This is a genomic window from Maribacter aestuarii, assembly GCF_027474845.2.
GTDB classification, from domain to species: domain Bacteria; phylum Bacteroidota; class Bacteroidia; order Flavobacteriales; family Flavobacteriaceae; genus Maribacter; species Maribacter aestuarii.
On record NZ_CP107031.2, the window covers coordinates 2,245,740 to 2,258,440 of the forward strand.

General features: G+C 39.1%; 9 protein-coding genes. 5 read left to right on the forward strand and 4 right to left on the reverse strand.

Annotated features, from left to right (window positions below; translation table 11 throughout):
- Window positions 1–202: 202 nt before the first annotated feature.
- Both N8A89_RS10125 and N8A89_RS10130 read right to left on the reverse strand, forming a co-directional pair.
- Window positions 203–1,339: a family 10 glycosylhydrolase gene (locus tag N8A89_RS10125; protein WP_281543369.1), complete on the reverse strand. Its 1,137-nt coding sequence runs from the start codon at window positions 1,337–1,339 to the stop codon at window positions 203–205.
- Window positions 1,326–2,414 (reverse strand): carbohydrate-binding family 9-like protein, encoded by a 1,089-nt coding sequence (locus N8A89_RS10130; RefSeq protein WP_289644267.1) that lies wholly within the window; start codon window positions 2,412–2,414, stop codon window positions 1,326–1,328. The genes N8A89_RS10125 and N8A89_RS10130 overlap by 14 nt, the downstream gene beginning before the upstream one ends.
- Window positions 2,415–2,732: 318 nt before the next feature.
- Here N8A89_RS10130 and N8A89_RS10135 point away from each other — a divergent pair, with 318 nt between their 5' ends.
- Together N8A89_RS10135 and N8A89_RS10140 are read left to right on the forward strand one after the other, a co-directional pair.
- Window positions 2,733–3,824 (forward strand): sensor histidine kinase, encoded by a 1,092-nt coding sequence (locus N8A89_RS10135; protein WP_289644268.1) that lies wholly within the window; start codon window positions 2,733–2,735, stop codon window positions 3,822–3,824.
- Window positions 3,821–4,537 (forward strand): LytR/AlgR family response regulator transcription factor, encoded by a 717-nt coding sequence (locus N8A89_RS10140; protein WP_281542164.1) that lies wholly within the window; start codon window positions 3,821–3,823, stop codon window positions 4,535–4,537. The genes N8A89_RS10135 and N8A89_RS10140 overlap by 4 nt, the downstream gene beginning before the upstream one ends.
- A gap of 16 nt (window positions 4,538–4,553) precedes the next feature.
- Here N8A89_RS10140 and N8A89_RS10145 read toward each other — a convergent pair whose 3' ends face one another.
- Together N8A89_RS10145 and N8A89_RS10150 are read right to left on the reverse strand one after the other, a co-directional pair.
- Window positions 4,554–6,134, reverse strand: coding sequence for an FG-GAP repeat domain-containing protein (locus tag N8A89_RS10145; protein ID WP_281542165.1), 1,581 nt, complete (start codon window positions 6,132–6,134; stop codon window positions 4,554–4,556).
- Window positions 6,135–6,451: 317 nt separating this feature from the next.
- Window positions 6,452–8,737, reverse strand: a complete 2,286-nt coding sequence (locus N8A89_RS10150; RefSeq protein WP_281542166.1) for a CHRD domain-containing protein — start codon at window positions 8,735–8,737, stop codon at window positions 6,452–6,454.
- A gap of 136 nt (window positions 8,738–8,873) precedes the next feature.
- Here N8A89_RS10150 and N8A89_RS10155 point away from each other — a divergent pair, with 136 nt between their 5' ends.
- The 3 genes from N8A89_RS10155 (at window position 8,874) to treF (ending at window position 12,701) form a co-directional block, all read left to right on the forward strand.
- Window positions 8,874–9,587: a tRNA1(Val) (adenine(37)-N6)-methyltransferase gene (locus tag N8A89_RS10155; protein ID WP_281542167.1), complete on the forward strand. Its 714-nt coding sequence runs from the start codon at window positions 8,874–8,876 to the stop codon at window positions 9,585–9,587.
- Between the two features lie 58 nt (window positions 9,588–9,645).
- Window positions 9,646–10,824 carry an acyl-CoA dehydrogenase family protein gene (locus tag N8A89_RS10160; RefSeq protein ID WP_281542168.1) on the forward strand — a complete coding sequence of 393 codons (1,179 nt, stop codon included), beginning with the start codon at window positions 9,646–9,648 and terminating at the stop codon, window positions 10,822–10,824.
- Window positions 10,825–11,108: 284 nt separating this feature from the next.
- Window positions 11,109–12,701, forward strand: a complete 1,593-nt coding sequence (treF, locus tag N8A89_RS10165; protein ID WP_281542169.1) for an alpha,alpha-trehalase TreF — start codon at window positions 11,109–11,111, stop codon at window positions 12,699–12,701.

The following is a 12,701-nucleotide window of genomic DNA, read 5'->3' on the forward strand; positions in this document are numbered from 1 at the left end:
ATTCTGTCGATATTCAGCATATTTCGGAATATGAACAGATTTTATTTAAAGTATGAATTAAGGCCTTTCAAAGAATTCTTATCCATAAAAATTAGAACATTGATTTATGCTTTAAACTGTTTGGAATCATAAAGGATTAAAATGGCACCTCTTCCCATAACTATGGTATGCGCCAAGAATTTTAGTCATCTATTTTATTTCGCTAACCTTTTTTTGAATTTTTTATAACCTCCCACTGTTCATCTGTAATGGCAGGCCCGTCAAAGAATGAAACGCCCATTGCTCCATTGGTTTTTGCCTGATGAATAGCCTCTTTTAATTCTTCAGCACTCATACCCGGCACATAGATTCCGGTATGTAATTCGGTATCTTTTTCTTTTAAATCTTCCACGCCCTGTTTGGTGGCGTAACCGATCCAATCTATTTCCTCATTATAAAACACATTGTAAATCATTGGTAAAACCACATCAACGTTCCACTTGTCCCAACGTTGGCGTACCATATGATCGGCCATTTCTGGATAGGGAAATACCGCTGCCGTAAGTAACTTATTGTTGGCATGAGCAATTTCATAAGCATCATCCACAATGGCTTTTACACGGTTCAACCTAAAATTTTTCCACTCCATGTCTATCGCAGGATTATTGAAATCTTTTGGATTTTTATGATGTATTTTCTCAAATTCTGATACACATACTTCGCAGTAACAAAAATCATATCTGGGCAGTTCTTCATCCTGAATCAAATTATATTTGGGAAGTAGGCCTATGGGCAGAAATATATCCGAATAGCGGATGTAATCTAAATGGAAACTACTTACTCCTTCCACTTTAACAAGGCCTTCGATGAGTCTTAGAATGTGTTCCCTAGATTCTTTCCTCGTAGGGCATAACCATTTATAATAGCCTACGTAAGGTGGTTCGTCATAGCAAGATTTCCCATCCCTACTTACGGCGTACCATTCTGGGTGTTGCTCCGCAATTTTATCGCCAGGTCTATTTAATGTGAACATCCAAGCGTGTACCTCCAAATTAAATTTTTGGGCAATGGGAACTAATCTAGCCAGATTTTCAGGGTTGCCATAGGTATTAATTAAAAGCGCCTCAATATCATTATCGGCATATTTTTTAAATTCTTCTTCGAAAGAATCATCTGGCCTATCATTATTTGCAGTTATCCATGTCCATAATTTGAAAGGTTTTTCCAAAACTTGTTCAGCTTCCTCCGTGGTGAAACCAGAAGTTTTGTTTTTATCCCCGTTTTGAGAATTACAGGAGAGCAACAAAAGTGCGATGGTTAAGGCTAAGGGTTTTATTAAATCAGATTTAATCATTATCATAGGTTTCAAATTTTCCGTCATCGTGTATAACCAATTTTTTATTTGTAAAAGGGCTTCTTGTCCAAAGGGTACTTCCAAATTCATTTTTTTCTAAAACCGTAGTAATGGCTTTTCCCAATATAATTTTAGGTTCACTTTGTAACCGTCCCTTATGCTCATTCCAAACTATTTTCCCTATGTTCTTATCCTTGATATCCCGGTAAAGTTCATATAAATACCACTTTATATGCTCGTCTTGAGGAATTTCAAAAGCGGATTCTTGCCCCACGGCATCCGTAGAAAAATAAACATAGCCCCAATGTTCAGGTTCATGCATATTGATGACACCTTGTGGAGACCATACCCAATTATGCTCATGTAGGTATGTTCCTGCACTATCTTTTTTTCTGGAATAACGCCCATTTTTAATATAGAAATCCCAATTTACACGGGAAAAATTCATTCTCCAGAATTCGTTCTTTGGTATATGCACCGTTCCTCCGGGCTCGGTTACAAAAGACCAAGGAATGGCCATTTCAACCATCCAACCCTGATCAATATCCGACGGATTATTTAGTGTTCCATTTATTTTCACCTCAGATTTTAATCGCTTGAAGTCCCATGCACCCAAAATCTTACCATTGTTTCTATACGGCTTTGATAGGAACAAATCCCAAATAGTATTAAGAGCGTTCACTTCCAGTTCATAATAATTATGGGTATCCCCATCCGGGTCTATAAAAACCTCAAAATCATTATTGTAAAATATGATGGTATCCTTTTGTTTAAGCGTTGCCCAGACATGTGGTTCTTTTATATCCGCTATAATATATAAATGGGTTTGGTCCCATACCATTTTAAACCGAGTTTGGTAGGCGGCTTCATTATCTCCCTCGATATCCCTAAAAATTTCGCTCCATTTTGCTTTCTGCCAAGCTTCCTCATGCATATTTCCATCAATAGTTAGGGTCTCGGATATATTTTGGGCAATATAACTTTTGGGCAGGTATTGGGCTAATAGTGAGATACAACCTGTATGGATTAAAAAAAGTACTACCGACAATATTTTTTGAGTTTTTAAGGATGTCCTTTTCATACGTTTTAAGCTCTATTGCTGTTTTACAAAGAATGGTAATTGATTTCGTGGAATTTTCACTTGAATACTTATAGCTTTAATAAAATGTGATATTCTACTTTTTAAAACTATTACTCTTTTTAAAATCCCATTCGTTACTTTAGAATCTTTTCTGTGGTTTTTAGTTACATTAGTCCAGTAATTGTGTCTTTTCTTATTTTGGTTATAAGATAGCGCAAGTAGAATTTTCACATTTTATTCTGATTTCAGAATATATTTAGACCAATAACGAACAAGTAAGGCTAAACGTCAATACAAGCTATATATCCTCTTTAATTTATGCAAACGACAGGTAGAATAAGGGATTTTATAGGAAAAACAAATTCTTCTACTAATTATGGTGTTAGATATTGGCATCATATCCTATTTTGGACTGCATATTTTGTTTTCAACACCTTTAGATGGAGTAGCATCCACGATGATTTTTTATATTCCTTGAAAACCAATTTAATAGGGTTTCCTATTCACATGGCGCTTGCTTATTTTAATGTATACTATTTGATGCCAAGGTTCGTATACACCCAAAAATATTTGACTTATACCTTTGCTATTCTAGCATCTTTGGTGGTCATGTTATTGGTCAAGTATAATTTGACCTACTATCTTGCGGGTCCCAATGTAATGCCGGAAGGACCTGGAGAAACTACCAGTCTCACCCTTTCCTATGCGGTAACAACAATGATTGGTGAAGTATATGTAATCTCTTTCTTCACCGCGATTAAACTAACTATCGATTGGTTAAGGGAAAGTAGTAAGCTTCATGAATTAGAGAAAAGGCAATTACAGACAGAGCTACGGTTTCTGCGCTCACAGGTTTCTCCACATTTTTTTTTCAATACGCTTAACAATATCTATTCGCTAACCTTGGAAAAATCGGATAAGGCTCCCGAGGTGGTACTTAAATTGTCAGAACTAATGCGTTATTTGCTTTATGCAACTAAAAAACAACGCCAGGACTTAACTAGCGAAATTGAATGTATACAGAATTACATAGATTTAGAGCGGATAAGGTTTGACAACAGGCTTCAAATTGATATGAACATCTCAGGTAATCTGGATAATTATACCATCGCTCCCATGCTGCTGGTCCCTTTGGTCGAGAATTGTTTTAAACATGGTGCTAGTAAGAATATTGGTGAAATGAGAATACAGATAGATTTGCAGGTCTCGAAGGGCTTCATGAATTTTAATGTATCCAATACGATACCCAATGCAAGTCCTATATCAGATTTTCCTACTAGATCCGGAGGAATAGGCCTATCCAATGTTAAGAAGCGGTTAGAACTGGGTTATAAAAAAAATGATTACGAACTATCCATTTTTGAGGAAAATCAAATGTTCAATGTAATACTTAAGCTAAAAGTAATATGATTTTGAAAGTTATTGTCGTGGACGATGAACCTTTAGCTATCAATGTAATTAAGAACTATATTTTAAGGGTTACAGAATTACAGCTTGAAGGTACTTTTTCTAATGCTATGGACGCCTCTTCCTATTTGAGGGATAATCAAGTTGATATCATGTTCCTAGATATTAACATGCCTTTTCTTGACGGATTGGAGTTTTTAAGTACACTACATCAAAAGCCGTTCGTTATCATAACCACGGCACACCAGGAACATGCCTTGAAAAGTTTTGAGTTGGAGGCAATAGATTATTTGGTAAAACCGATACCGCTACCTCGTTTCTTAAAGTCGGTTGACAGAGTTTTAGGCTTGAAACAAGGCGTGCAAAGAAACTCGAATACCAGTGCGGCAGAGAAGCCGAGTATCTTCGTAAAGGTTGATAAGAAGAAGTTGCAGAAAATATTTATTGATGAAATCATGGTGGTCGAAAGCCTAAAGGATTACATCAGGATCATTACGCCAACCGGCAAATATATCATACATAAGACCTTGAGTAGTTTTACGGATGAATTACCTAGCGACAAATTTCTTAGGATTCACCGATCTTACACCATTGCCGTGGATAAGGTCAATGTAGTGGAAGGAAATAGTGTGGAGATAGGAGGTATACGATATACCATTGGCAGAAGTTATTTAAACGATGCGAAAAGTAGAATTCTAAACACCTCCAATGAGTAAATTAAAATGGATACTATCATTTTTTCTGGGTCAATAAAAGTATTTGTGGCAGGTTGGAAATACCAGTAGCGGATATTATTGAAAACATCTCGTTGATATCGTAAACGAATGCTCCCAGAATTACATCCAGCAGACCGTCCCTATTAAAATCGGCTACTTCCATGGTCAACCAATTGGCGTGGGACGGATTTGGTAACAATGACGCTTCAAAATTTAATCCTCCATTATTGGTAAGGTATACCACGGCGTCCTGCACCTTACTTTTGCCCTCGTAGTTCACAAAAAGCGAGGCGGCGATGATATCCAAATCACCATCACCATCAAAATCCCTAGCCATAGCCTTATTACAGTCGTACATGGGAAAGAAATAGGTCTCTTTAAAGTTATTTTTAGTATCGTTCATATAGATGCGTACACCATGATAAGGCTTGTTTATGGGAGAAAAATCCCTATTGTCACCATTAGTCATTAAGATGTCTAGGTGGCTATCTTTGTTAAAATCCGCCAGTTCAAAATAGCTTAGCCCGTGAACCGGCGGAAATTTGAGTACCTGTTCTTCTCTAAACTTATTTTCACCCTCGTTGTAGAAGATTTTTATACCCTCATAAGATTGCGTCATCAGAACCATTATGTCCGGCTTCCCATCGTTATTAAAATCAGCTATTTCAATCTTCCGCGTACCGGGTTGGGTGCTTAAAACGTGTTCTTTGGACGCGTCATAATTATCGAACCATGACAATTTGCCCACCGTATGACCAAAGCTACAAAGTACTAAATCAGTCTTTCCATCCATATTCAAATCTGCGCTTTCAAAGTTTACCGGACGTTGCAGCTCGGAAAAAATTGGAGGTTCTGTGTTTGATGTACCGCTGGTATCCAATCTATCCAGTGTACCGAGTTTCTGATTTGAAGGAACCAATTTACCAATGGATAATAAAAGCGGATTTTCTTCTTTTTCGGAAAATTCAATATCCGAGGCATAGCTATCCAAAGTCCATTCACCACTAAGCGTTCCGTCATTTTTCAGTGCATATAATTTCAGATAGTTTCCAATATACAATTCCGAAGTATGGGAGTTATACTCAAGCAAGGTGACCTGGGGTAGTTTTACATCATCAATGTTTATGGACTGTACCTGAAAGGGAAATTCGTTTATTGATTTTACCGAAGATTCTAATTGAAGCGGGAGTTTTTTTGGAGCGTTTTCAAGATAGTATGCTTCTATTTTTGACCAGTCTTCTTTAGAAATTAAAGGGTTTTCTGGATAGGTATTGTATTGTTTTAATAAGCTTACTTCAATGGAGTCTTGATTGACAGGAATATATTTACCTGCCATTTTCAACCCCAAACGGAGCGCCATATTGGGTAAAACGCTATGTTTCCAAGTCTCTTTGTCCAATAATTCAGGTTCAGGAAATTTATGGCATGAGGCGCAATACCGGTTGGAGAGTTCCCTTCCTGCCACTTGGTTGGAACCAATTTTGGAGTTTTCTACTTGTTGACCCTGTCCTCCCGTATACCACAGACAGCAAAGGATAAGTATAATAAAATTGTGCTCATAAAATCTGGAAAGCCACTGGAAAGTCCAATTGTTCATCTAGTATTTCATCAATTCCACGGAATATATTAAATATTAAACAAATTAATTCATCAAATGTCCAACGATTTGAGTTGTTTAATAAGTATTAATAAACACTAATATTATTGCCTTACCGTATGTTCCTCAACATACAAGGGTACTAATTCTGCTTGCCTTTATGCTTTCCCATGGTATGTCTTACTTTTTCATCTCATTTTATAGGTTAATCATTAATATGGATTGAACCCCGCAAAGTTTTTACAGCAAAATTTGAAATTAAAAAATAAAAAAGCCAGCATCTAAGTGCCGGCTTTTTCTTTGAGTTGCTCTAAATATTAATCTATAATAGTTAGAACGCCTGTCATAACCGAATGAAACTGACAGTTGTAATATAAGGTGTCAGGTGCATCCATGGGAACCGTAAAGGATACCGTCCCGTTTTGTGCACCATTATTGGTAACACCATCATTGTATGCATTGGCATTCGTATTACCTTGAACCGTTTTAATAAAAAAGGGATGTCCCGATGCATTTACGGTAAAGGTGTATGTTTTACCTCTTTCCAAAGTCAAATCTGGATTACTAGCATCAGAAAGGTCACCACCATTTAGAACGTATGCAGTAGTTCCTGTATTGGTAACATCATAATTAATACTATCGGTATCCGTGCCGCCTTCATTTGCCCCGATGTTGCCTTGCGCAACTAGGGTTGCCAAATCATCGGCACTTAGGTGAATGTTGATGTATCCATCTACAGTCAAGACATCTTGGTAGCTAAATGGAGTTTCGTCATCTAGAACTTCAACGTGAGTTCTGCTAATACCTGTTGCACCGTTAACCGGATTGAAAGTAAAAATAATCGGTCCTGTTTCTTCAGCGCTATTGGCATGAATGTGTCCTGGGTGTGAGCCATCAGCAGGAGTACCAGCTAATTCTATCACCGCTAAAGCATTACCACTAACTCTTTCAAAGAATGTTGCTGTTCCATCTATACCTGGTACATCAACAGTTGCCAGAGCGTATGTTTTGGAAGTACCGGTAAGCTCGTTTTCACCTATATCTCCTTGAGCTACTAAGGTTCCTAAGTCATCGGCACTTAAATGGATATTAATGTACGCGTCAGCCACTAAAACTTCGTCATAACCAAAAGCCGTTTCATCATCTAAAGCAGCAACGTTGGTTTTGCTCATTCCTGTTGCTCCGACTACAGGATTAAAAGTAAAGAGTATGTCCCCACCTTCTGCGGCACTGTTGGCATGTATATGACCCGGATGTAATCCGTCCGCTGGCGTGTTGTTTAATGAAATTGTCGCTAATGCCTCACCATTTATTCTTTGTTCAAAAGTAGCGGTACCATCTATTCCGTCTACATCAACAGAACCTAGCTCGTAGGTTTTAGCTTCGCCTGTTAGCTCATTCTGACCTATATCTCCTTGGGCGACCAAAGTACCTAACTCATCCGCACTTAAATGAATATTTATATAACCGTCCACTTCAAGAACCTGCTCATAACCAAAAGCCGTTTCGTCATCTAAAGCGGCAACATTGGTTCTACTAATGCCTGTGGCTCCATTTACAGGATTGAAGGTAAATAGAATATCACCACCTTCAACAGCTGTATTGGCGTGTATGTGTCCCGGATGTGAGCCATCCTCGGGCGTATTGTTCAACATAATGGTAGCCAATGCTTCCCCATTAATTCTTTCCTCAAATGTTGCCGTTCCGTCAATTCCATCTACGTCTACCGAACCTAATGCATAGGTTTTAGCTTCTCCTGTCAATTCATTCTGTCCTATATCGCCTTGAGCTACTAAAGTTGCCAAGTCATCTGCGCTTAAGTGAATGTTTATATAACCATCGTAGGTCAATACGTCGTCGTAATTGAAATCGCTACCGTCGTCCAATGCGGAAACATTCGTGTTACTTATTCCCGTAGCTCCGTTAACTGGATTGAAAGTAAAGGCAATATCACCGCCTTCTGCGGCAGTGTTCATATGTATATGTCCAGGATGTGAACCATCTTCCGGGGTGTTGCTCAACATAATAGTGGCCAGTGCTTCTCCGTTTACTCTTTCTGAAAAAGTTGCAGTACCGTCAATATCCTCAACGGCAACACTGCCTAATGCGTAAACTTTAGTAACTCCGGTCAATTCATTCTGCCCAATATCGCCTTGTGCGACCAAAGTTCCTAAATCATCGGCACTTAGATGCACATTAATATATCCATCAAAATCCAATAGCTCTTCATAGGTAATGGGTGTTCCATCATCTAAAGCCGAAAACGTAACCGAACTCATCCCTGTGGACCCGTCTACAGTTCCCAAGGTTACTGCGATATCCCCACCTTCTGCGGCGGTATTAAAATGAATATGTGCTGGATGCATTCCTCCACTAGGTGTACCTTGTAGGTCTAGTTCAACCGTAATGGTATTATCTTCGTTGTCAATTACCATTGCTGTACCGGAAATATCAGGGTTGGCAACCGACCCCAATTGGTAGGTTACGGAATCGCCAGGTTCAACTATCGGTGGTAATCCGTCATCATCATTACTACAAGAAGTAATGACCATTGCACCCATAATAATGGGCAACACTAATTTCAAAGCTTTTTTAATTTTCATAATATTTTTTTAGTTATACTTATTCTACGAATAATTTTGATTAATGTTTTGCATAAAAACTTAAACATTTGTTAAAATTTTAACAAAGCATGGTATATTCGTCGCTTACCTGATGCTAGGCCTAAATAAAGTATTATTGAAAGAAACTTTTTGCTTTAAAAAATTTAAAATTGACCAAGAACGCTGCGCAATGAAAATTGGGACCGACGGAGTCCTTTTGGGTGCTTGGAGTCATGTGAGTTCTAATACGCAATCTATCCTTGATATAGGAGCAGGGACCGGACTTATCGCATTAATGCTTGCGCAGCGAAGTAATGCCGAGGTCATAGACGCCATTGAAATTGATGAAGACGCCTATGAGCAGTGCGTCGGGAATTTTGAAGCATCAAATTGGTCCGATAGACTTTTCTGCTACCATGCGGGCTTGGATGAATTTGTAGATGAAATAGGAGAAACCTATGATTTAATCGTATCCAATCCGCCATTTTACTCCGAAGTCGTAACCAGTGGTAGCGAGTCTAGGGATATGGCAAGACAGAATCTATCCTTACCTTTTCACGAACTTTTGGAAGGTGTTTCAAAACTGTTGTCCGCTACAGGGTTGTTCGCCACAATAATACCCTATAAAGAAGAAGGTCAATTTCTTAACTTGGCACAGGAAAACGGACTTTATCCCAAGCGAATCATGCGCGTTCGTGGAAACGCTAATGCGCCCTTGAAGAGAACGCTCATCGAATTTGGTTTTGCAAAAGTAGACCATGTGGAAGAGAAGTTGACCATTGAACTAACACGGCATGAGTACACATTGGAGTATCAACAATTAACAAAAGAATTCTACCTAAAAATGTAACATTAGCTTTGACAACTGTTATATATTCTTTATTTACCTTTGTTAAAAATACGTTGCAATGAAGCCCGATTTATTTGAAGCTCCCGATTATTATAATCTAGATGACTTGTTATCCGAAGAACACTTTTTGGTCCGTGATGCGGCCCGGCAATGGGTGAAAAGGGATATCTCCCCAATCATTGAGGAATATGCGCAAAAAGCTGAATTTCCAAAACAAATTATTGGTGGGCTTGCTGAAATTGGGGCTTTTGGACCCTATATTCCTGCGGAATATGGTGGGGCAGGACTGGACCAAATTAGTTACGGATTGATCATGCAGGAGATTGAGCGAGGCGATAGTGGGGTACGCTCTACGGCATCCGTACAATCTTCATTGGTGATGTATCCTATTTACACTTACGGTACCGAAGAGCAGCGCAAAAAGTATTTGCCGAAACTGGCAACTGGGGAAATGATGGGATGCTTTGGACTAACTGAGCCAAATCACGGTTCAAACCCTGGTGGCATGGAGACCAAATACAAGGATATGGGCGACCATTATTTGTTGAATGGTGCAAAACTATGGATTTCAAATTCGCCATTTGCGGATATTGCGGTCGTGTGGGCCAAAAATGAAGAAGGACGCATTCACGGATTGATCGTGGAACGGGGCATGGAAGGGTTTTCTACGCCTGAAACGCATAATAAATGGTCCTTGAGGGCTTCAGCGACCGGTGAACTTATTTTCGATAATGTAAAAGTTCCTAAAGAAAATTTATTACCCAATAAAACAGGATTGGGCGCACCATTGGGCTGTTTGGACTCTGCCCGGTATGGTATAGCTTGGGGCGCAATCGGTGCAGCGATGGACTGTTACGATACGGCTTTAAGGTACGCCAAAGAAAGAGAACAGTTTGGTAAGCCTATAGCCGCTACGCAACTGCAACAAAAGAAATTGGCGGAAATGATTACTGAAATTACCAAAGCGCAGCTGTTGGCATTTCGTTTGGGCCAATTGAAAAACGACGGTAAGGCGACCACAGCACAAATCTCCATGGCAAAACGCAACAATGTTGATATGGCGATCAAGATCGCCAGAGAGGCTCGGCAGGTTTTGGGAGGAATGGGAATTACGGGAGAGTACAGTATCATGCGTCATATGATGAACTTGGAAAGTGTAATCACCTATGAAGGCACCCACGATATCCATTTACTAATCACTGGAGCAGATATTACAGGACATCAAGCTTTTAAGTAACAGTAACTTTTCCTAAACTTAACTTCATAACATTTTAGAAAAACGGTTGTGGCATTTGTATTGAGCACACAATCTTATTTTTGAATTAGTAAGCCTAAGCAGACGGGATTGTTGGCTTTTTTATAAGAAGATATTATTAAGGATTGGGCTAAACATCATTAATAATTACATAGGCAGAAACACAGGTCACTTCTTGATTTAGAGATTCTAAATCTGTTATTCCGGGTGCTGTAGGGTAAATTCCTATTTTTGAAAAGTTTGAATAAAAACTAATTCCATAAAACATGAAATATTTTATACTGCCAATTTTTTGTTTCCTATTAATATCGTGTAAAATCGAGAATAAGGAAAAGCTTGAAAGTGCAGTAGATCAAGTCGATACAATCACAAATGAAATAATACATATTGATGAAGCTTTGGGTGCGTTATTCAAGGAGGTGCAGCTATCTCAAGTTTTTGAGGATGGTAAGACTTTTGTAGACTGTGTGGCCAAACATCCTTTTGATACTATTGTGTCCAAATATAACCGTCAAAAAAACCTCCCTGACTTTGATTTGGAAAGTTTTATCTATGTAAATTTTGAAGTACCTACACTTATTTCTTCCGATTTTAAGTCTGACCCCAACAGAACGGCAAAAGAGCATGTTAATTCGCTTTGGCCGGTGCTTACTAGAGCGGCTGATTCATTGCAATCAGGTAGTACATTACTACCTCTGCCCCAACCCTATGTCGTGCCAGGAGGTCGGTTCCGTGAGGTTTATTATTGGGACAGCTATTTTACCATGTTGGGATTAATGGAGAGCGGCAAATATGAATTGGTTGAAAATATATTGGACAACTTCAAGCATTTGATTGAGACTGTTGGCCACATTCCCAACGGAAATAGAAGCTATTACATCACTAGGTCGCAACCTCCGTTCTTTGCTGAAATGGTGGCACTATTCGCCCAAGAAAAAGGGGATGAAGTATATGATAAATACAAAAATGCCTTGCGAAAGGAATATGAGTTTTGGATGGAGGGCGCAACTCAGAAAGAAACCGCTGTGAATCATACGGTAAAGCTTCCCATAGGTGTCTTGAACAGATATTACGATCAAGGTAGTTCGCCACGTCAAGAATCGTACCGCGAGGATTATCTGCAGGTTCAAGAAACCCATGGTGGTGAAAAAATGTATCGGGACCTGAGGTCTGGTGCAGAATCTGGATGGGATTACTCTACAAGATGGTTTGCAGACGGTGAATCTATAGAAACGATAGAAACGACGGATATTTTACCCGTGGATTTGAATGCCCTTCTTTATGGTCTAGAAGAGATTCTACTCACTTCTTTTGCAAGTGATTTGGCCTTTTCAAAACAATTAAAGGCCAGTATGGAAATTAGAAAACAATTTCTGAGACAGTATAGCTGGAACGATAAAGAAGGTGTATTCGAGGATTATAATTTTGTGGACTCTAATAGAACTGGAGTTAAATCGCTGGCTATGGTTTATCCGTTGTTTTTTAAAATGGCTACTCAAGATGAAGCTTATAAAGTAGCCGATTACTTAGAAATTAATTTTTTGAAACCGGGTGGTTTACCGGCGACCCTTAACCATTCCGGTCAGCAATGGGATGCTCCCAATGGCTGGGCTCCCCTTCAATGGATGGCTGTAAGGGGTCTCGAAAATTACGGACATTCTAAATTGGCGACCACCATTGCGGAACGTTGGGTGGCCCTGAACGAAAAAGTATATCAAAACACGGGTAAATTCGTTGAAAAATATAATGTAGAGGACATGGGCCTTGAAGCCGGCGGTGGCGAATATCCGGTTCAGGATGGTTTTGGCTGGAGTAACGGGGTTTATCTGGCCATGAAAGCCTATTTGGATAATAAGTAG